This is a genomic window from Nonomuraea turcica, assembly GCF_030718205.1.
GTDB lineage: Bacteria > Actinomycetota > Actinomycetes > Streptosporangiales > Streptosporangiaceae > Nonomuraea.
The window spans coordinates 246,872-266,699 of sequence record NZ_JAUZQF010000015.1; the positions used below are offsets into that span (position 1 = coordinate 246,872).

The window sequence follows — 19,828 nt, forward strand, 5'->3', positions numbered from 1 at the left end:
CCCGAATCGGCCTGTCTAGACCCCGGGGGGCAACTCGATCAGCTCCACCTGCTCGCCGGCCCATCCCGGAGGGACCACGGCCAGGGCCTCCGCCAGCGCCGCTCCCCAGAGAGATCCCGGCCGGTCATGCCCCACGGGCACGGCTCCCCGGCCGGTCCTCCTGACCGGCACGAGGCGGGTGTCGCGGGGATGTGCCCGCACGTGACCGGCCAGTGCACTCCTCTCCCCGCCCGCCGGCCGCCCGGCCCCCGGCGGCTGCTCGCCCACCGCTCCGAGCAAGGCGCTCGTCTCGCCGGCCGCCACCCGTCCGGCCAGCGTCCGCAGGACGGGAGCGAGCAAGGTGAGGGATGCGGCGAGTGCCGCGAACGGGTTCCCCGGCAACCCGACGACCAGCCGGCCGCCGGGCAGCCGGGCGAGCAACTGCGGGTGCCCTGGCCGCACCGCGACACCGTCTACGAGGACCTCGGCGTCGAGGTCGCCCAGCACGGCCCGCAGATGATCAGCAGGTCCTTTGGACGACGCGCCGCACACGACGATCACGTCAGCCGCCGCCACGCCCACACCACCGACGCCATCGCGCCACGCCGCGCCGCCCCAGCGCACGCCGGACGGCTCGGCGCCGGCAGACGGGATAGGCGGGCCGGCATCGGCGGGTGCAGGGGCACCACCGGGACCGCCAACGCCGCCGGCCCCACCGACGCCACCAGCCGGACCGCCCACGCCGGCGGCGCCATCGCGCCACGCCGGCGGCGGGCCGGCGTCGCCGGACGCAGGGGCGCCACCGGACTGATGGGCGCCACCGGGCGCGTGAGTGCCGGTGGGCCCGTGAGTGCCGGTGGGCGGGTGGGTGGCATTGAGGTGCGCGGCGAGCGCGGCACGAAGCGGCGCGGCGCCGTCGGGCAGCCGGACGCTGCCGGTCACACGACCTCCGGCCCACTCCACCAGGCCCGGCAGGAACGGCCCGATCGCGTCACGCACCCGGCCCGGCCCCGGTAGCCCGTGTTGCACGACCTCGTCGCCCGTGACCAGCACCATCACCCGCGGCTTCGGCCGTACCAGCAACTCGTCGTGGCCCAAGGCGGCGGCCAGCCCGAGCGCGGCCGGCGTCACCACCGCGCCCGCCCCCAGCACCACGGCGCCCTCGGCGATGTCCTCGCCGCGCCGCCGGATGTGGCGGCCCGGCTCGGCGGGACCGTCCACCCACACCGGCGGTGCCTCACCGCGCCGCGACCCCGGCTCGTCGCGCATCCGGGGCACTCCTGCGAGCCCCAATAGCGCATCGGGCGGCACAATGTCCGCCTGCTCGTAGGGCAGGACCGCCTCGGCCCCCGCAGGCGCCGGGGCGCCGGTGGCGATCTCCACCGCCTCCCCCGCCCGCAACCGGCCCTCGTAGAACGCGCCTCCGGCCAGGACGCGGCCGACCACCCGCCACGGACCTCCGCCCGCCACCGCGTAGCCGTCCATCGCCGCCACGTCCACTCCCGGCACCGCCACCAGCGCCGCCAAAGGCCCGGCCAACCGGCACCCGAGCGCTTCTGACAACGGCACCGACAACGGGCCGAGCGGGCGGGCCGCGCCCGCCGCCACGACCCGCGCGGCCTCCCATGACATTGCTTCCACCACTGGTCCATGCCGCACAACGGTCACCGGCACACTCCTTGACCCGTCTTTTTCCATACTGTATACCGAATGCACGATGGCCTGCGTCCAGCGGGTCATCGCAGGTCGCGGATCCGCGCCTACAATCCGACGCGAGAACGGAGCGCGAGCATGAAGGTCGCTGTTCTTGGCGCCGGCGCCATCGGCGCATACGTAGGGGCCGCCCTCCACAGGGCGGGAGTCGAGGTGCACCTCATCGCGAGAGGCGAGCACCTGCAGGCGATACGCAGCACCGGTGTGCGGGTGCTCACCCCCCGGGGCGATTTCACCGCCCATCCCCATGCCACCGACGACCCCACCCAGGTCGGGCCGGTGGACCACGTCTTCCTGGGCCTCAAGGCGAACAGCTACGCCTCCGCCGGCCCCATGATCCAGCCACTCCTGCACGAGACCACGAGCATCATCGCCGCGCAGAACGGCATCCCGTGGTGGTACTTCCACGGACTCAAGGGCCCCTACGAGGGCTACCGCATCGAGAGCGTCGACCCGGGCGGCGCGGTGACGGCCGCGCTCCCGCTGCACCGGGCGATCGGCTGCGTCGTGTACGCCGCCACCGAGATCGAACGTCCAGGCGTGATCCGCCACCTCGAAGGCACCCGCTTCTCCATCGGCGAGCCGAGCGGCGAGCTCACCGAGCGGTGCCTGTCCTTCAGCCGGGCCGCGATCGAGGGCGCCCTGAAGTGCCCGGTCGAGCGCGATCTGCGCCGCGACGTGTGGATCAAACTCATGGGCAACATCGCCTTCAACCCGATCAGCGCGCTGGCCAGGGCGACGATGGCCGGCATCTGCCGCCACGACGGCGCCAGGGAGCTGGTCGTGGCCATGATGCGCGAGACGGTGGACGTGGCCAACAGGGTCGGCTGCGATCCGGGGATCTCCATCGAGCGCCGGCTGCGGGGTGCGGAGAAGGCGGGCGAACACAAGACGTCCACACTCCAGGACCTGGAGAAGGGCAAACCATTGGAGCTCGACGTGCTACTCGCGGCGGTGGTCGAGCTCGCCGACCTGACCGGCGCAGAGGTTCCGACACTGCGGGCGATCCACGCGGTGAGTGACCTGCTCAACGAGAACCTTGTCCGTGCGGTCTAGGCCCGAATACCGTAGCCTGTATACAGAATGGAGGGATCATGAGCTATGACCGCCTGACCCATCCACTGGTGCGCGAGAACGGCGTGCTGCGCCAAGCGACATGGGAAGAGGCGCTGGAGCGAGCGGCCGAGGGCTTTCGCCGCAACATCGCCAAGCATGGGCCCGACACCTTCGCGATGTTGTCCTGCGCCCGCTCCACCAATGAGATGAACTACATCGGGCAGAAATTCACCCGCGTGGTGATCGGCACCAACAACGTGGACTCTTGCAACCGCACCTGCCACGCCCCGAGTGTGGCGGGGCTGTCGGCGGTGTTCGGCAGCGGCGGTGGCACCTCCTCCTACCAGGAGGTCGAGGACACCGACGTCATAGTGATGTGGGGCTCGGCGGCCCGCAACGCCCACCCCATCTTCTTCCAGCACGTGCTGAAGGGCATCCACAACGGCGCCAGGATGTTCGCCGTCGACCCGCGCCGCACCGGCACCGCCCAGTGGGCCGACCTCTGGCTGGGGCTCAACGTGGGCACCGACATCCCGTTGGCCCACGCGGTGGCCAGGGAGATCATCCACGCCGGGCTGCACAACAAGGCGTTCATCGAGCGGGCCACGATCGGGTTCGAGGAGTTCAAGGAGTCCGTCGAGCCGTGGACGCTCAGCGCCGCCGAGCAGGTCACGGGCGTGCCGGCGGAGGCGATCAGAGAGCTGGCGCACGCGTACGCCCGCGCCGACCGCGCCCAGCTGTGCTGGACGCTCGGCATCACCGAGCACCACAACGCGACGGACAACGTCCGGGCGCTGATCAACCTGGCCCTGCTGACCGGCCACGTCGGCCGCTACGGCTCGGGCCTGTCGCCGCTGCGCGGCCAGAACAACGTGCAGGGTGGCGGCGACATGGGCGCCATCCCCAACCGGCTGCCCGGCTTCCAGGACATTCTCGACCCGGCCATCAGGACCCGCTTCGAGGGCGCCTGGGGGCGGGAGATCCAGCCCCGCTACGGCCTCAACCTCACCCAGATGCTGGAGGCCATGGCCGAGGGCGAGGTGACCACCTGCTACATGATCGGCGAGAATCCGGTGCAGTCCGAGGCCGACTCCCTGTCCTGCATCAAGCGCCTGTCCATGCTCGACCACCTGGTCGTGCAGGACATCTTCCTCACCAAGACCGCCCAGATGGCCGACGTCGTGCTGCCGGCCAGCGCCGCCTGGTGCGAGGCGGACGGCACGTTCACCAACAGCGAGCGGCGCGTCCAGCGGGTGCGCAAAGCCCTTGACCCGCCGGGCGAGGCCCGCGACGACATCTGGATCATGTGCGAGATCGCCCGCAGGCTGGGCCACGACTGGCACTACGACGGCGCCGAAGAGGTCTGGAACGAGCTGCGCGCGATGTCGCCGCAGCACAAGGGCATGACGTACGAGCGGCTGGCGGAGTTGCAGGGCATCCAGTGGCCGTGCCCGTCGGAGGACTCGCTCGAGCCGCCGTACCTGCACGGGCGGCTGTGGGAGAACGACCCGGTCAAGCGGGGCGTGCCGGCGCCGTTCGCGGTGCTGCGGCACTCGCCGCCGGTGGACCTGCTGGATGAGGAGTACCCGCTGCGGCTGACCACCGGCCGCCGGCTCGACTCCTACAACACCGGCGTGCAGTCGTCGGGGTTCGCCTCTCCCCTGCGCCGGGGCGAGACGATCGAGCTGTGCCCCGAGGACGCCGAGCGGCTCGGCCTGGTCGCGGGCGAGGAGGTGCGGATCACCTCGCGGCGCGGCTCGGTGGTCGCCCCCGTCTACATCGATCCCGCGTTGCGGCCCGGGCTGGTGTTCATGACTATGCACTTCCCCGACGACGTGGACACCAATGCGCTGACCATCGAGGCCACCTGCCCGATCGCGGGCACCGCCGAGTTCAAGGCGGCGGCCGTACGTGTCGAGAAGCTCGTCAAGGCCGGGTGATCGGATGGACATCAGATTCCGCGGTGCCGAACCCTCCGAGGAGGAGCGGGCAGCGGTCGACGCCCTGCTCGGGCCGCCCGCCACGGCCTGGGATGGCGGCTCGAGGAGCGAGGCGGACCTGCGCGCCGCCGCCCGCGCCGAGTCCCAGCGCGACCTGCTGCTGCCGGCGCTGCACGCGGTGAACGACCGGGTGGGGTGGATCAGCGAGGGCGCGCTCGACTACATCTGCCGGCGGCTCACCGTGCCACCGGCGGAGGCGTACGGGGTGGCGACGTTCTACTCGTTGTTCTCCATGAAGCCACGGCCCAAGCGGGTGCTGCACGTCTGCACGGACCTGGCCTGCCAGGCGAAGGGTGCGGAGGACGTGCGCCGGCGGGTGGAGGAGCGGTTCGGCCCGGCGGGGACGGACTGGCACGAGAGCCCCTGCCTGGGCCTGTGCGAGCGGGCCCCGGCCGCGCTCGCCCTGGAGGCCGGGCAGCCGCACCGGGCCGAGGTGTACGCCCCGGCCACCCCCGACACGATCACCACCGTGACCGAGGTGGCGCCGAGCTCCAACGGGCACGCGCCGAGCGTCAACGTCGCCGGCGAGACCCCGGTGAAGGACGCGGTGCCGCAGGCCGGCAACCCCGATCTGGTCCTGCTGCGGCGGGCCGGCGTCGTGGACCCGGCCAGCCTGGACGACTACCGGGCGAGCGGCGGCTACACCGCACTGCGCAGGGCCTTTGAGCTGGGCCCCGCCGGGGTGATCCGCGAGGTGCTGGAATCCGGCCTGGTCGGGCGGGGCGGCGCGGCCTTCCCGACCGGCCGCAAGTGGGACGCCACCGCCCGCCAGCCCGACCACCCGCACTACCTGGTGTGCAATGCCGACGAGAGCGAGCCGGGCACCTTCAAGGACCGGGTCGTCATGGAGGGCGACCCGTACGCGCTGGTGGAGGCGATGACGATCGCCGCCTACGCCACCGGCTGCGCCAAGGGCTACCTCTACATCAGGGGCGAGTATCCGCGGGCGACCGCGCGTCTCCAGCATGCGATCGCGACCGCCCGCGCCCGGGGCCTGCTCGGCGACGACATCCTCGGCAAGGGGCTGTCCTTCGACATCGAGCTGCGCAGGGGCGCGGGCGCGTACATCTGCGGCGAAGAGACGGCGATCTTCAACTCGATCGAGGGGCAGCGGGGCGAGCCGCGCAGCAAACCGCCGTTCCCGGTGGAGAAGGGCCTGTTCGGCAAGCCGACCGTGGTCAACAACGTCGAGACGCTGGTCAACGTGCTGCCGATCCTGGAGCGCGGAGCCCAGGCGTACGCGGCGGCCGAGCCCAAGCTCTTCTGCGTCTCGGGTGCGGTGGAGCGGCCCGGCGTGTACGAGCTTCCCTTCGGCGCCACCCTGCGGGAGTTGCTGGAGCTGTCCGGGACCACTGGCACGACCAGGGCGGTGCTGCTGGGCGGCGCGGCCGGGGCGTTCGTCACGGACCTGGACATCCCGCTCACCTTCGAGGGCACCAGGAACGCGGGCGCGACCCTCGGCTCCGGCGTGGTGCTCGTCATCGACGACACCGTGGACATGAAACGGCTGCTGCTGCGCATCGCGGAGTTCTTCCGCGACGAGTCGTGCGGCCAGTGCGTTCCCTGCCGGGTCGGCACCGTACGCCAGGAGGAGGCCCTGCACCGCCTCTCCCGCCGCGTCGACCCTGCCAACTCGCGTCGAAGCGACGACGACGACCTCGTGCTGCTGCGCGAAGTCGGCCAGACCATGCGCGACGCCTCGATCTGCGGCCTCGGGCAGACCGCCTGGAACGCCGTCGAATCCGCCATCGACCGCCTGGGAGTGTTCAGATGATCCCGCTCCAGCCGCCCCGGCGGCTCATCGACGTCGAGATCGACGGCGAGGACGTCCGGGTGCCGGAGGGCTCGACCATCCTCGACGCCTGCCACGCGGCGGGCAAGGACGTGCCGACCCTCTGCTACGGCGACACGCTCACCCCGAAGAACGCCTGCCGGGTCTGCGTCGTGGAGGTGGAGGGCGCCAGGACGCTGGCACCGTCCTGCTCCAGGAAGGCCGAGCAGGGCATGAAGGTCGGCACCGACACCGAGCGGGCCAGGCAGAGCCGCAAGGTCGTGCTGGAGCTGCTCGGCTCTTCAGTGGACCTGTCGACCACCCCCCGGGCGGCCGAGTGGACCGAGGAGTACGGCGCCGACCCCGCCAGGTTCGGCGACGACGCGGCCACCGTCGAGCAGCCCGCCAAGGTGGACAACGACCTCTACGTCCGCGACTACAACAAGTGCATCCTGTGCTACAAGTGCGTGGACGCCTGCGGCGACCAGTGGCAGAACACCTTCGCCATCGCTGTCGCGGGCCGGGGCTTCGACGCGACGATCTCCACGGAGTTCGACGCCCCGCTCACCGATTCGGCCTGCGTCTACTGCGGCAACTGCGTGGAGGTCTGCCCGACCGGGGCGTTGTCGTTCAAGACCGAGTTCGACATGCGGGCCGAGGGCACCTGGGACGAGTCCCGGCAGACCGAGACCACGACGATCTGCAGCTACTGCGGTGTGGGTTGCAACCTGACCCTGCACGTGCAGGACAACAAGATCGTCAAGGTGACGTCACCGCACGACAACCCGGTCACGAAGGGCAACCTGTGCGTCAAGGGCCGCTTCGGGTACGGCTATGTCTGACGGGTCCGAGGTGAGCGCCCATGTCTAGGGTCGCCGTCAAGCGGCGCATCCTGCGCGTCAAGGACAGCGCCCGGCTCAGCAAGGTCGACTCGCTGGCCGCCGAGGAGCCGCTGGAGATCCGGCTCGACGGCACCCCGCTGACCGTGACCATGCGGACCCCGGGCGACGACTTCGACCTGGCCGCCGGGTTCCTGGTCAGCGAAGGGGCCGTGGGCTCGGCGGAGGACATCGCCACGATCCGCTACTGCGCCGGCGCGACCGTGGACGGCTCGAACACGTACAACGTGCTCGATGTGCGCCTCGCGCCCGGCGTGCCCGCGCCGGAGCCGCGCAACTTCTACACCACCTCCTCCTGCGGCGTCTGCGGCAAGGCGTCGCTGGAGGCGGTGCGCACCGTGGCCCGCTGGAGCGCCGCCGACGACCCCGTCGCGGTGCGGCAGTCCACGGTGGCCACCCTGCCGGACCGGCTGCGTGCGGCCCAGCGGGTGTTCGACAGGACCGGCGGCCTGCACGCGGCCGGCCTGTTCACCGCCGACGGCGAGCCGCTGTGCGTCCGCGAGGACGTGGGGCGGCACAACGCCGTGGACAAACTGCTCGGCTGGGCACTGCGGAACGAGCGCCTGCCGCTGCGCGGCACCGTGCTGATGGTGTCCGGGCGAGCGTCGTTCGAGCTGGTGCAGAAGGCGGTCATGGGCGGCGTGCCGGTGCTCGCCGCCGTCTCCGCGCCGTCCTCCCTGGCGGTGGAGCTGGCCGCCGAGGAAGGGCTGACGCTCATCGGGTTCCTCCGCGGTACCTCGATGAACGTCTACGCGGGCGAACGGCGGCTGGACCTCACCTCGGGCGTCGGCATTGGCTCTGCCGGCGCACGCCTACCGGGGTGATGGAGCGGGATGCCGCACACCACGTGCGGAGGGCCGCGTCACGCGGCTCACCGGACGGCGTCCGCGTAGCCCCCGGTACGCCGTCCGGCATCCCCGCTGTATTCAGGCCTACGGCCGGATTTTGACAACCGTTTTCATTTTGGCGCATACTGACTCACATGATGTCAGGATTTTCCCGGTCGCGTGCTGCCGGTTTGCTGGCCGGAGCCGCGCTGCTCACCACTGCTGCCTGCGGATCCGGCGCGGCCGAAACCCCCACTTCCGGTTCGGCCCAGACTTCCGCTTCGAGCGCTAAGCCCGAGGTGGTCGCTGCCTTCTATCCGCTCCAGTGGCTGACCGAGCAGGTCGGGGGATCCGATGTCCAGCTGACGACGCTGACCGCCCCCGGCGTGGAGCCGCACGATCTTGAGCTCGGCGTCAAGCAGGTGTCCGACATCCAGAACGCCGCGCTCACCGTCTACATCAAGGGCGTCCAGCCGGCCGTGGACGACGCCGTGGCCGCGGACAAGAGCTTCGACGCCGCCACCGCCGTCACCACACTCGCCGCAGTCGAGCACGCCGAGGAGGAGGGCCACGCCGGGGAGGAAGAGCACGGCCCTGAGGAGGAGATCTCCTACGACCCGCACATCTGGCTCGACCCCTCCCGCATGGCCACCGTCGCCACCAAGCTCGGCGAGCGCCTGGCCGCCGCCGACGCCGCGCACGCACAGGCGTACAAGGACCGCGCCGCCCAGACGGCCGCCACGCTCGGCACCCTGGACCAGGAGTTCACCAAGGGCCTGACCACGTGCAAGGCCAAGACGCTGGTCACCGCGCACGAGGCGTTCGGCTACCTGGCGGACCGCTACAAGCTCAAGCAGGTCGGCATCACGCTCGACCCCGAGACCGAGCCCTCCCCCGCCCGCCTGTCCGAGGTCGCCAAGATCGCCAAGGCGGAAGGCGTGACCACGATCTTCACCGAGGCCCTGGTCAGCCCGAAGGTGGCCGAGGTGCTCGCGAGCCAGATCGGGGCCAAGACCGCCGTGCTGGACCCGCTCGAGAGCAAGCCCTCGGGCGACTACCTGTCCGCCATGCGCGATAACCTCAAAACCCTACAAACAGCACTGGGGTGTACGGGATGAGTGAAACGGCCTTCTCGATGACAGACGGCCAGGTCTCCTATGACGGCACGCCCGTTCTCCGGGGGATCGATCTGACCGTCTGTCCGGGGGAGGTCGTGGCCCTGCTGGGCGCCAACGGCTCGGGCAAGTCGACGCTGGTCCGCGCCTTGCTCGGCCTCACGCCGCTGACCGGCGGCACGACGTTGATCTACGGCTCGCCACCCGGCAGGTTCCGCGACTGGTGGCGCATCGGCTATGTGCCGCAGCGGCTCCAGGTCGGCGGCGGCGTGCCCGCCACCGTACGGGAGGTCGTGGCCTCGGGCCGCATCGCCAGGCAGCGCCGCCTCCGCCGGACGAACGGGGCAGACAAGGCGGCCGTGGCCACGGCGCTGGAGGCCGTCAGCCTGGCCGACCGCGCCGGCGACCCCGTCCAGTCGCTGTCGGGCGGCCAGCAGCAGCGGGTGCTCATCGCCCGCGCACTGGCCGGGGCGCCGGACACGTACGTCATGGACGAGCCGACCGCCGGCGTGGACGCCGCGACCCAGCAACTGCTCGCCGACACGCTGTCGCGGCTCGTGCTCGACGGCAAGACCGTGGTGCTGGTCGCGCACGAGCTCGGCCCGCTGGAGCCGATCGTCACGCGCGGCGTCGTGATCCGCGAGGGCGTCATCGCCCACGACGGCCGCCCGCCGCGGCCGGAGGGCGAGTGCGCGCGGCCCGGGCACGAGCACCAGCACCCGCACGCCGCCGAGACCGTCGCGGGGCCGCTCCCCGGGTGGCAGGCGGAACTCACCGGGTGGCAGGGGGAACCAAGGTGATCTTCGAACTTCTGCAGGAGCAGCTCTTTCAGCTGGCGCTCATCGCGGCGCTGCTGGTGGGGCTCTGCGCGCCTGCCGTGGGAACGTTCATCGTGCAGCGCCGGCTGGCGCTGCTCGGCGACGGCATCGGCCACGTGGCGCTGACCGGCGTGGCGCTCGGCTTCCTGACCGGCTCAGCGCCGGTGCTGACCGCCGTGCTCGTGGCCGTCGCCGGGGCCGTGGCCATCGAGCTGGTCAGGGCGCGCGGGCGGACGAGCGGCGACGTGGCGCTGGCGCTGCTGTTCTACGGGGGGATCGCGGGCGGCGTCATGCTCATGGCGATCGCGCCGGGCGGCAGCAACGCCAAGCTGAATTCCTATCTCTTCGGCGCCATCGCCAGCGTCACACCGCAGGACATCTGGATCATCGCCGCGCTGGCCGTGGCCGTGATCGGCGTGGTCGTGATCTTCGGCAGGGAGCTGTTCGTGCTCTGCCAGGACGAGGAGATGGCCAGGGCCAGCGGCCTGCCGGTACGCTTCCTCAGCCTGCTCATCGCCGTCACGGCGGCGCTCACCGTCGTCATCGCCATGCGCGTGGTCGGGCTGCTGCTGGTCAGCGCGCTGATGGTGATCCCGGTGGCCACCAGCCAGCAGCTGACCCGCGGGTTCCGTACGACGATGGCGCTGGCCATGCTGTTCGGAGTGCTCGCCTCGGTCGGCGGGCTGCTGGCCTCCACCGTGTCGACCAAGGTGCCGCCCGGCGCCGCTATCGTGCTTCTTGCTCTGGCCGGCTTCGTCCTGGCCCTCGGGGTCGGTAAATTCGTACGGCGAGGCCGTAGCGAGGAGTCGAGAGTGAGTTCAAGGATGCGCGTCGAGGAGGTCGCATGACGACGAGACGCGATGCCGTGCACGACACCCTGCGTAGCAGCGAGGGTTTTCGCAGCGCGCAGGACGTCTATGCCGAGATGCGTCTGCACGGGGCCAAGATCGGTCTGACCACCGTCTACCGGGCTCTCCAGGCGCTGGCCGACAGGGGCGAGGTCGACGTGCTCCGCACCGACGAGGGCGAGTCCGTCTACCGGGCGTGCGCCAGCGAAGCCCATCACCACCACCTGGTGTGCCGCCGCTGCGGCCGCACGGTCGAGGTGGCCGGGCCCGCCGTCGAGCGATGGGCCGAGGCGGTCGGCAGCGAGCACGGGTTCACCGAGATCACTCACACGGTGGAGGTCTTCGGCACCTGCTCCTCCTGCTCCTCCGCCCCGGCCAAGGCGGGCTGAGCGCGGCGGGACCCATACAGGACGCCGAGCACGATCACCGCGCACCCGGCGAGTTGCCACACCGACGGCCGCTCGCCGAGCGCCACCGCCGACAGTGCCACGGTCGTCATCGGCTGGATGAGCAGCAGCAACGCGGTGAGCGCGGCCGGCTGCCGCGGCAGGGAAAACGTGATCAGCGACCACCCCAGCACCTGCGGCCCCAGCGCGAGCACCAGCAGCCACCCGTGCGCCGGCCAGCTCGGCACGAAGTCGGCGCCCCCGAACAACGGGCTGAGCAGGGCGATCATCACGGTCGCGACCACGGTCGCGTGCGCCAGCGGCCCCGCCGCCCGGTCCGAGCCGCCCTTCATCAGCAACAAGAACGCCGCGTACACGACGGACGTGGCGATTCCGGCGAGCACCCCCATGACCGGATCGCGGCCGTACGCGGCGCTGTCGAACACCCCGGAGATCAGCACCACGCCGCCGAACACCACGGGCGTCGCCACCATCAACCGCGTGGACGGCCGCTCCTTGAACAACACCCACGCGGCGAACGCCACGATGAACACCTGGAGATTCCCCAGCACGGTGGCCAGCCCCGCACCCACGTAGTCGATGGCGTGATGCCAGAACAGCAGGTCGAGCGCGAACACCACGCCGGCGAGCCATGCTGGTATCAGGGCCCTGCGCGGCAGCGGCCCGAGCCTGCGTCGCTCCAGCCAGGCCAAGATCAGCATGGGTGGGATGGCGTACGCACAGCGGAACAACGCGGACGTCGCCGGCGATACATCGGAGAGCCGAACCAAGGGAGCGGAGGTGGAGATGACGAGCGCGCCTATGATCGCGATCAGCACGATACGGCGATGTGCACTCACAGAAACCCCCCGATGCCCACGCAAGAGATACAGTTCGACCACGCTAGAAGCCGGCGCGGACAGGAGTCAACATGCCGTTTGGCCATGACATGGTGCATTCTTTGGCCACCGTTGTCGAACTGGTCAACACCTCGCCCTCCACGGGGGGCGACGAAGGCCTGTCCAGCCTGGCCGAATTGCAGGCGTTCGTGCATTCCCGCCAGATCAGCGGCGTGGGCAGGCTCACACCCCGCGACCTGGGCCAGGTGCGGATGGTCCGCGAGGCCTTCCACCGCGTCTTCACGGCCCCCGACCAGGCGACCGCCGTCCGCACCCTGAACGCCTTGCTGGCCGAGACCCGCATCACCCCGAGGCTCACCGAACACGACGGCCACCCGCTGCACGTGCATTACTTCGCCGCGGACGCGACGCTGGCCGAGCACGTGGCGGCGGACTGCGGCGTGGCGCTGGCGCATTTGCTGGTGGAAGGCGAGGCCGAACGCCTGCGCACGTGCTCGGCCCCGGACTGCGACAGGGTCTTCGTGGACGAGTCGCGCAACCGGTCACGGGTCTACTGCGACAGCCGGACGTGCGGGAACCGCATGCACGTAGCGGCGTACCGCGCCCGCCGCCGCGCCTGAGTCCTCCCCGGGGTGGACGGCGATGAGTTTCCGGCAGCATCCCGGTCATCTTCAGTGAACCACCCACAAGGAGATGATCATGGACTTCCCGCAGGGCGATGTACGACTGCTCCAGACCGACGTCGCACAGCATCTGCTCCACTCGACGATTCCGGCCCGCCTTGCTTACATAGCCGGCGATGGGACGCCTCGGGTGATGTCGACATGGTTCGTCTGGACGGGCGAGGAACTAGTGATGGCCACCTTCGTGCGCTGCCCTTCGATGGGAATCCAGCGGCCGGCGCGACGCCTGCACGCGCTGCGTGCCAACCCGGACGTCGCCATCACGATCGACACCGAGCCCCAGCCGCCCCAGGTGCTCCTGCTCCGCGGCCGAGTCTCGATCACCGAGGTCACCGGCATGGTGCCGGAACAGGCCGAGGCGGCACGCCGATTCCTCGGCGAGGAGGGCGGCGCCGGCTACGTAGCCCAGGCCGACCATCCAGACACGAAGATGGCACGCATCGCCCTGCGTCCCACCTGGGTAGGCGTCCTCGACTTCCAGAATCGCCTTCCGGAGGTCATGGGCGGGTGAAGGGCGCCGCCCCGCTACCGGCGATCACCGGGAACAGCCAGAACAGGTACTCGTCCACCATCCCGTGCTTGAGCAGGGTGCGGCTGAACGTGCCGCCGGTGCCGACCTTCAGGATGTCGCCGCCGGGCCGGTTCTTCAGCTTGGCGACCTCCTCCACAGTTCTGCGGGGTGCCGATCTGGCCGTCCAACGTCACCACACCCTGCTCGATGATCTTCCTCCTGATCTCGTTCCCTCCTGCCACGTTGTCGCGTCCCTGCTTACGCGTCGACGGGACCGGCTCGAATTCGACAGGAGGACGCAGGATTCGCCGCGGTGGCTCTGGCGCCACACCACTCGAAGCGGACCACCTCCTCGGCCACTCTTGATTGGTGTGCATCAGCACCATTCATTTCATGGCACGGCCCTGACGTCGGATCCGTTGAAAGTGAGCAGAGGGACGGGAGAGTGGGAACGTGCCAGGAGCCCACGAGGATCGAGCTCCTGCGGTGGTGTGGCTAACGGGGTTGTGCGTCCGGCTCGGCGAACAGGTCTTGGATGGTCCGGGCGGTGGCTGCGCAGGTGGCCCAGATTTCGAGTTGGATAAGGTCGGTGCAGGCGGTGATGCGTGCGCGGGCGTCATCTGGGACGTCGAGGCCGCGGGCGGTCAGGACCAGGAGCACCATCCTTGCTGCCTCCTCCGCCTTGCCTTTCGCTTCGCCTTTCGCTTCGCCTTTCGCTTCGCCCTCTTTGAGGCCGCGGCCGAAGTGTTCACGGGCGAAGGGGCTGTAGACAGGCCAGTCGGTGGACGTCATGATGATCTCCTCCATGAGGCGCCGGATGTCAGGCCCGGCCATGCTGTAGGCGTATTCATAGTACTTCGGAGCGTGGTCGTCGGGCGTGTCGTTCAGTGCCGCGGCGAACGCCTCGACGACCTTACGGTCGCGGCCGTGGACCATAACTGACATGGCCGACAGGGCCAGGTGGTCCGCCGCCTCCTGGGGGTCGGTGATGACCGGGATGCCGTCCGGCCCCAGCACCCGGGCCTGCAGCCGATAGCCGGTCAACCCCGACTCGATCGGCTGCGCGTAGTGGTCGGCGACCCCGCGATCGGGGCAGATCACCAGCACCGTGACGTCGCAGCCCAGCATCAGCCACAGCGCGGCAGCGTAGCGGGCGAGCTGCCGGGGCTCCTTGGACTTGTCCTGCTGGATCTCCACGATGATGGCATGCGCGGGGTCTTGCGGGGATCCCAGGACGAACAGCAGATCGGCTTCGATATCGTCGGAACGCCGGGTGTTGAAGGTGCTGTCCTCTACACGGATCAGCGGAGTGGCGGGCAGTTGCACTCCCAGAAGGTCGCGCAGGATCTCCACCGCTAGTTGGGGACGCTCGGTGAACATCTTGATGAGGGCGTCATGTCGGGGGGACGGCATGTCACTTATTGTTACAGACTGCAAACGCAAAGTGACGACGATTGGCGCAACCGGGGAGGTGACACAGGTGGTCAAGGAGTATGCGGATGAAGGGCTGGCAGTCCGGCCACGACCATCAGTGCCGTGGCGCTCCTATTCGCCCGTACAACCTACTGTTTCCACTCGATAAGTAATGTTGTGGACGGTGGCCAGGTGATCCAGAAAGGCGGCCGGGCCGAAGGCCTGGGCCGGCGTGAGCGTGCCAGCCGGAGCGCCGTCGGCGACCAGGCGGCGGGCGCCTTCGACGGCGATCACCGCGGTCGTGCCGTAGGCGTCCAGGCCGGTCACCCAGCCGCGGGCGCGTGTCCCGTCGTGGGCGACGGCCTGAGCCATCATGAGCCAGCGTGAGGTGAGGCGGGCCTGCTCGTCCGGGATCTCTGGGATGCTGTCGACGATGTCCGAGGTCAGCGCGGAGAACAGCTCCGCCACTTGAGTACGGATCACACTGCGCACCCGCCCGGCGCGGACGTGGCGCGGCACGGTGACCACACCGGGGAGAGCGAAGACGGTCACCGGGACCTCGCCGTCCTCGCCAGGGACGGCCAGCGCGCCGGGGGCGTCGTCGCCCGCCTGCTGCCAGGCGCCCTCCGCGTACTCCAGGGCACCCTTCTCATGAACCGCCGCCATCGACCGCGCCGTGCCGCGCGACGCCGCCGAGGGCCTGCGCAGGTCCCCGATCAGCATCTCCGCGACGCCGCCCGCCGCCTCGAGGCGGGCGGCCGTCAGGTGCGCGATCATGTCACCGGGGCCGCCGTCATCGGCCATGGCCGGCACCACCGACACCCCGGCCCGCTCGGCCTCATCCCCGAACCCGTACAGCACCCGCCTGATGTAGTGCTGCTCCCCCGTCGTGTCCAGATAGTGCGTCCCGGCCGCGATCGCCGCCCGGATCACCGGCTCTCCCAGCAGCGTGAACGGCCCGGCACAGTTGATCACGACCTCACAGTCGCGCAGAGCGTCCACGAGCGCCGCCGGCTGGTCCAGCGCGGCGACCCGGACCTCCGCCCCCGGCACGCCCGCCTCGACCGCGGCCTTGCGCAGGCGCTCCTCGTCGCGCCCCACCAGCACCGGCGTGAACCCCCGGCGGCCGGTCTCCGCGGCCGTGAGCCGCCCCGTGAACCCGCTCGCCCCATGCACGGCGATTCTCATGTCACTCCTTCTCCGCACGCCTCGGCTCATGTCCGCGCATGCCCCGTCGTAGCAGCCCGGCCGCCGGCCTCTCTGAAGAGACCTGCGCCGGCGTCGTGGTGATCTGTGCGGGAACGACGCTAGGAGGAGGGACGGGGGCGCTCCCATGTCCCGAAATCCGGAGATCATGTCCGATCGTTCAGCCACCGCCGAACGCGCGAGCCCCGGAGATACCGTGGAGGGCATGGACGTGCTCAGCGACGCCGTTACCGGCATGCGCACGGGGTTACCGCACGCCTCGCGCACCCGCCTGCGGGCCCCCTGGGGCGTACGCTTCCGGCCGCAGCAGGGAGCCGGGTTCCACGTGATGCTGCGCGGCCGCTGCGTGCTGGTGCCCGTGCGCGGCGAGCCGCTCGAGCTGACGCCCGGCGACATGGTGTTCCTGCCGCGCGAGCTCGGCCACGGCATCGCCGACGCGATCACCACCCCGCTGGCCGAGGCGTTCGCCGGAGGCGGCGACGGGCCGGAGACCGAGATGTTGTGCGGCGCGTACCGGCTGGACCAGGCCAGGCTCCACCCGCTGCTGACCGAGCTGCCCGACGTCATGCGGATCCCCGCGACCGACGCCCTCCGGGGCGCGATCGACCTGCTCGACCGCGAGCTCGGCGCCGCCCCCGGCCCGGGATCCGACGCGGCCGCCGCCGCGCTGCTCGACGTCCTGCTGCTCTACATGCTGAGGGCCTGGTACGAGAGCCGCCCCGGCGACGAGACCACCGGCTGGGGCGCCGCCCTGCGCGACCCGCAGATCATGGAGGCGCTGCGGGCCATGCACCAGCGGCCGGAGCACCCGTGGACGGTCCAGTCGCTGGCGGCCCTGGCCGGGCTGTCGCGGACGGCGTTCGCGCAGCGATTCGCCGCGACGGTGGGGTCGCCGCCGCTGACGTACCTGACGTGGTGGCGGATGACCACGGCGGCGCGGCTGCTGCGCGACTCCGACCTGCCGCTGCGGTCGGTGGCCGACCGCACCGGGTACGCGACCGAGTTCGCCTTCGCCAAGGCGTTCAAGCGGGAGTACGGCACCGCCCCCGGACGGTACCGCGGCATGAGGGAAGCAGGGTGACGATGGACACGGGCACGCTCGCGCACGGACTGCCGTACTACACGGTCGGTGCGGGGAAGCCGCTGGTGGTGCTGCGGTGGTTCACGCCGGACCACGCCAATCCGACAGGGTGGGCGCTCAGGATGGAGCGCAAGTCGATGGACCCGCTCGGGCGGCATTTCCACGTATACGCGGTCAACCGGGCGCCGGGGATGCCCGCGGGTACGACCATGGCGGACATCGCCACCCAGCACGCCCAAGCTCTGGCCGAGCGGTTCGGCGAGCCCGTGGACGTGCTGGGCATGTCGTCAGGCGGGTCGCTGGCACTGCAGTTGGCCGCCGATCATCCGGAGGTCGTGAGGCGACTGGTGGTGGCCGGGGCGGCGTACACGTTGACTCCGCGTACCCGCGAGGCCCAGCAGCGCTACACCGAAGCGGTGGCGGCCGGGCGGCGCGGAGCGCAGCACCAAGCGCCCTTGGTCGGCAGGACCGCGCTCACCAGAGCACTGTTCCGGCCCCTGCTCTGGCTCGCCGACCCCCCGATGCGGCCGGCGAACCCCCTGGACATGCTGCACTTCGCCCAGGCCGAGGACTCCTTCGACGTACGCGACCGGCTCACCAGCATCACGGCGCCCACGCTGATCATCGGCGGTGGGCGTGACATGGCCTACCCCGTGGAGCTCTTCAGGGAGACGGCCGAGCGGCTGCCGGAGTCGGAGTTGATCGTCTACCCCGGGGCGAGCCACATCGGGACGTTCGCCCACCCGCGCTTCGCCGAGGACGTGGCGGAGTTCCTGAGTTAGTCAGACCTGGTTGGGGATCGCCCCGCCGTAGCGCCGGTCGCGCTTGGCGTAGATCTCGCACGCCTCCCACAGGTCCCTGCGGTCGAAGTCCGGCCACAGCCGGTCCAGGAACACCATCTCGGCGTAGGCCGACTGCCACAGCAGGAAGTTGGAGAAGCGCTGCTCCCCCGACGAGCGCACGAACAGATCCACCTCGGGGATCTCCGGCTCATCCAGGTAACGCGCGAACACCTTCTCGTTGACCTTGCCCGGCTTGACCCGCCCGGCCGCGATGTCCTGGGCCAGCTTGACCGCAGCGTCGACGATCTCGGCCTGCCCGCCGTAGTTGACGCAGAACTGCAACGTCAGCTTGCGGTTGGAGACGGTCATCTCCTCAGCGGTCTGCAGCTCGGAGATCACGCTCTTCCACAGCCGGCCCGGCCGGCCCGCCCAGCGCACGCGCACTCCCATGGCGTTGAGCTCGTCGCGCCGCCGCCTGATCACGTCCCGGTTGAAGCCCATGAGGAATCGCACCTCGTCGGGCGAGCGCTTCCAGTTTTCCGTCGAGAACGCGTAGGCGCTCAAATAGGGGATGCCCAGCTCCAGCGCCCCCTCGATGACGTCGAACAGCGAGGACTCGCCTGCCTTGTGCCCCTCGGTGCGCGGCAGGCCGCGCGCCTTGGCCCAGCGGCCGTTGCCGTCCATGACGATGGCCACGTGCCGGGGCACCAACTCACGCGGGATCGGCGGCGGCGTCGCGCCGGACGGATGCGGGGTCGGAGGTCTGACGTTCACGCATGCTCCCTTTCGACATGTCGAAGAGAGCGTATTCCGTGTTCGAGGTGCCACTGCAGATAAGCGGCGACCAGCCCGCTGCACTCGTTGCGATGGCGGGAGTCCGAGGCGTCGGCGGTGGCCCAGTCTCCGCGCAGCAGCGCCGTCATGAGCCCGATCGTCTCCCCCGCGGGCACCGCCGATCCGGCCGGCTTACACGCCCCGCACACCACGCCGCCCGCGACGATGGCGAACGCCCTGGTCGCCGGCGCCTGGCACTTGGCGCACGCCTCCAGCGCCGGCGCGTAGCCGGCCACGGCCAGCGAGCGCAGGAAGTAGGCGTCCAGCACCAGCCTGGGCTCGTGCACCCGGTCGGCGAGCGTGCGCAGCCCTCCCACCAGCAGCAGGAACTGCCGCAGCGCCGGCTCCTTCTCGCCGTGCGTCAGCCGGTCGGCCGTCTCCAGCATCGCCGTGCCGGCGGTGTAGCGGGGGTAGTCGGCGGCCAGCACCTCACCGTAAGGCCTGATCGTCTCCGCCTGCGTGACGACGTCGAGCGTGCGGCCGACGTGAAACTGCAGGTCGACATGGGTGAACGGCTCCAGCCTCGCCCCGAAGCGCGACGTGGTCCTGCGCACGCCCTTCGCCACCGCCCGGATCTTGCCGGTGCGCTTGGCCAGGACGGTGACGATGCGGTCGGCCTCGCCGAGCTTCTGCGTACGCAGAACTACGCCTTCGTCACGGTAGAGACTCACTCGGACATCTTACGGCTGGATCGGGGAGGAGTTACGGGCATGCTCTGATGACGCGACTTTACGTGACCCTCACTAGACTTTGACCTCTGTCCGCGCTCTACCCGTTGTTCAGCCCCCAGCCATCGTCTCGAAAGGGAGTCGTCACTCGCTCCTCGGCTTGAAAACCAGGGCTTGCCCCGCTAGACGGGGTGAGCCGGAGTGACCAGACCCAGCCATCACGCACAAGGAGGTGACCTTGATGGCTACGTTTCACGTAGGACAGCAGACCCACTCCACCGTGCTTCCTCAGCGGTGGACCCTGGAATCCGCGTCAGCAGACACTCCCGGAGCAGGAACGAAACGGGACGCGGACACCCGCCACGCGCGGGTACCCGG

20 protein-coding genes are annotated in these 19,828 nt (G+C 70.5%); 13 read left to right on the forward strand and 7 right to left on the reverse strand.

All coding sequences use genetic code 11. From position 1 onward, the window contains the following. Window positions 1–15 precede the first annotated feature (15 nt). Window positions 16–1,611 carry a molybdopterin-binding protein gene (locus Q9G87_RS35120; protein ID WP_305920862.1) on the reverse strand — a complete coding sequence of 532 codons (1,596 nt, stop codon included), beginning with the start codon at window positions 1,609–1,611 and terminating at the stop codon, window positions 16–18. 159 nt (window positions 1,612–1,770) lie between these two features. Between Q9G87_RS35120 and Q9G87_RS35125 the strand changes: the two genes are divergently transcribed. The 9 genes from Q9G87_RS35125 (at window position 1,771) to Q9G87_RS35165 (ending at window position 11,415) form a co-directional block, all read left to right on the forward strand. Then, the gene (locus Q9G87_RS35125; protein ID WP_305920863.1) at window positions 1,771–2,748 is read left to right on the forward strand and encodes a 2-dehydropantoate 2-reductase; all 978 of its coding nucleotides are present in this window, start codon (window positions 1,771–1,773) and stop codon (window positions 2,746–2,748) included. Between the two features lie 38 nt (window positions 2,749–2,786). Beyond that, window positions 2,787–4,688 carry a molybdopterin oxidoreductase family protein gene (locus Q9G87_RS35130; RefSeq protein WP_305920864.1) on the forward strand — a complete coding sequence of 634 codons (1,902 nt, stop codon included), beginning with the start codon at window positions 2,787–2,789 and terminating at the stop codon, window positions 4,686–4,688. Between the two features lie 4 nt (window positions 4,689–4,692). Continuing rightward, window positions 4,693–6,522: an NAD(P)H-dependent oxidoreductase subunit E gene (locus tag Q9G87_RS35135; RefSeq protein WP_305920865.1), complete on the forward strand. Its 1,830-nt coding sequence runs from the start codon at window positions 4,693–4,695 to the stop codon at window positions 6,520–6,522. After that, a complete protein-coding gene (locus Q9G87_RS35140) occupies window positions 6,519–7,361 on the forward strand; it encodes a 2Fe-2S iron-sulfur cluster-binding protein (protein WP_305920866.1) in 843 nt (280 codons plus the stop codon). The genes Q9G87_RS35135 and Q9G87_RS35140 overlap by 4 nt, the downstream gene beginning before the upstream one ends. Window positions 7,362–7,381: 20 nt before the next feature. Further along, a complete protein-coding gene (gene fdhD / locus Q9G87_RS35145) occupies window positions 7,382–8,242 on the forward strand; it encodes a formate dehydrogenase accessory sulfurtransferase FdhD (RefSeq protein ID WP_305920867.1) in 861 nt (286 codons plus the stop codon). Window positions 8,243–8,400: 158 nt separating this feature from the next. Beyond that, window positions 8,401–9,363, forward strand: coding sequence for a metal ABC transporter substrate-binding protein (locus Q9G87_RS35150; RefSeq protein WP_305920868.1), 963 nt, complete (start codon window positions 8,401–8,403; stop codon window positions 9,361–9,363). Next, a complete protein-coding gene (locus tag Q9G87_RS35155) occupies window positions 9,360–10,160 on the forward strand; it encodes a metal ABC transporter ATP-binding protein (protein ID WP_305920869.1) in 801 nt (266 codons plus the stop codon). Before Q9G87_RS35150 ends, Q9G87_RS35155 begins: the two co-directional genes overlap by 4 nt. Further along, window positions 10,160–11,026 (forward strand): metal ABC transporter permease, encoded by an 867-nt coding sequence (locus tag Q9G87_RS35160; protein WP_305920926.1) that lies wholly within the window; start codon window positions 10,160–10,162, stop codon window positions 11,024–11,026. The genes Q9G87_RS35155 and Q9G87_RS35160 overlap by 1 nt, the downstream gene beginning before the upstream one ends. Beyond that, entirely contained in the window at window positions 11,023–11,415 is a 393-nt protein-coding gene (locus tag Q9G87_RS35165) for a Fur family transcriptional regulator (RefSeq protein WP_305920870.1), read from the forward strand. Before Q9G87_RS35160 ends, Q9G87_RS35165 begins: the two co-directional genes overlap by 4 nt. Here the strand turns inward: Q9G87_RS35165 and Q9G87_RS35170 are convergent. Continuing rightward, window positions 11,352–12,314, reverse strand: coding sequence for a DMT family transporter (locus Q9G87_RS35170; protein ID WP_305920871.1), 963 nt, complete (start codon window positions 12,312–12,314; stop codon window positions 11,352–11,354). The two genes, Q9G87_RS35165 and Q9G87_RS35170, sit on opposite strands and share 64 nt — an antisense overlap. A gap of 50 nt (window positions 12,315–12,364) precedes the next feature. Between Q9G87_RS35170 and Q9G87_RS35175 the strand changes: the two genes are divergently transcribed. Together Q9G87_RS35175 and Q9G87_RS35180 are read left to right on the forward strand one after the other, a co-directional pair. After that, entirely contained in the window at window positions 12,365–12,892 is a 528-nt protein-coding gene (locus Q9G87_RS35175) for a CGNR zinc finger domain-containing protein (protein ID WP_371825871.1), read from the forward strand. Window positions 12,893–12,971: 79 nt separating this feature from the next. Further along, window positions 12,972–13,466: a pyridoxamine 5'-phosphate oxidase family protein gene (locus tag Q9G87_RS35180; RefSeq protein WP_305920873.1), complete on the forward strand. Its 495-nt coding sequence runs from the start codon at window positions 12,972–12,974 to the stop codon at window positions 13,464–13,466. Here Q9G87_RS35180 and Q9G87_RS35185 read toward each other — a convergent pair. From Q9G87_RS35185 to Q9G87_RS35195, 3 genes are all read right to left on the reverse strand, one after another. Continuing rightward, window positions 13,453–13,623, reverse strand: coding sequence for a dihydrofolate reductase family protein (locus tag Q9G87_RS35185; protein ID WP_305920874.1), 171 nt, complete (start codon window positions 13,621–13,623; stop codon window positions 13,453–13,455). The genes Q9G87_RS35180 and Q9G87_RS35185 overlap by 14 nt on opposite strands. A gap of 338 nt (window positions 13,624–13,961) precedes the next feature. Then, window positions 13,962–14,846, reverse strand: coding sequence for an RpnC/YadD family protein (locus tag Q9G87_RS35190; protein ID WP_305920875.1), 885 nt, complete (start codon window positions 14,844–14,846; stop codon window positions 13,962–13,964). 165 nt (window positions 14,847–15,011) lie between these two features. Further along, the gene (locus tag Q9G87_RS35195; protein WP_305920876.1) at window positions 15,012–16,067 is read right to left on the reverse strand and encodes a saccharopine dehydrogenase family protein; all 1,056 of its coding nucleotides are present in this window, start codon (window positions 16,065–16,067) and stop codon (window positions 15,012–15,014) included. A 223-nt stretch (window positions 16,068–16,290) separates the two neighbouring features. Between Q9G87_RS35195 and Q9G87_RS35200 the strand changes: the two genes are divergently transcribed. After that, on the forward strand, window positions 16,291–17,166 hold the full coding sequence (locus tag Q9G87_RS35200; RefSeq protein ID WP_305920877.1) for an AraC family transcriptional regulator: 876 nt from the start codon (window positions 16,291–16,293) through the stop codon (window positions 17,164–17,166). 2 nt (window positions 17,167–17,168) lie between these two features. Then, a complete protein-coding gene (locus Q9G87_RS35205) occupies window positions 17,169–17,948 on the forward strand; it encodes an alpha/beta fold hydrolase (protein WP_305920927.1) in 780 nt (259 codons plus the stop codon). Here Q9G87_RS35205 and Q9G87_RS35210 read toward each other — a convergent pair whose 3' ends face one another. Next, the gene (locus Q9G87_RS35210) at window positions 17,949–18,722 is read right to left on the reverse strand and encodes an isoprenyl transferase (RefSeq protein ID WP_305920878.1); all 774 of its coding nucleotides are present in this window, start codon (window positions 18,720–18,722) and stop codon (window positions 17,949–17,951) included. Continuing rightward, window positions 18,719–19,453 (reverse strand): DNA repair protein RecO, encoded by a 735-nt coding sequence (gene recO, locus Q9G87_RS35215; RefSeq protein WP_305920879.1) that lies wholly within the window; start codon window positions 19,451–19,453, stop codon window positions 18,719–18,721. The genes Q9G87_RS35210 and recO overlap by 4 nt, the downstream gene beginning before the upstream one ends. Between the last annotated feature and the right edge of the window lie 375 nt (window positions 19,454–19,828).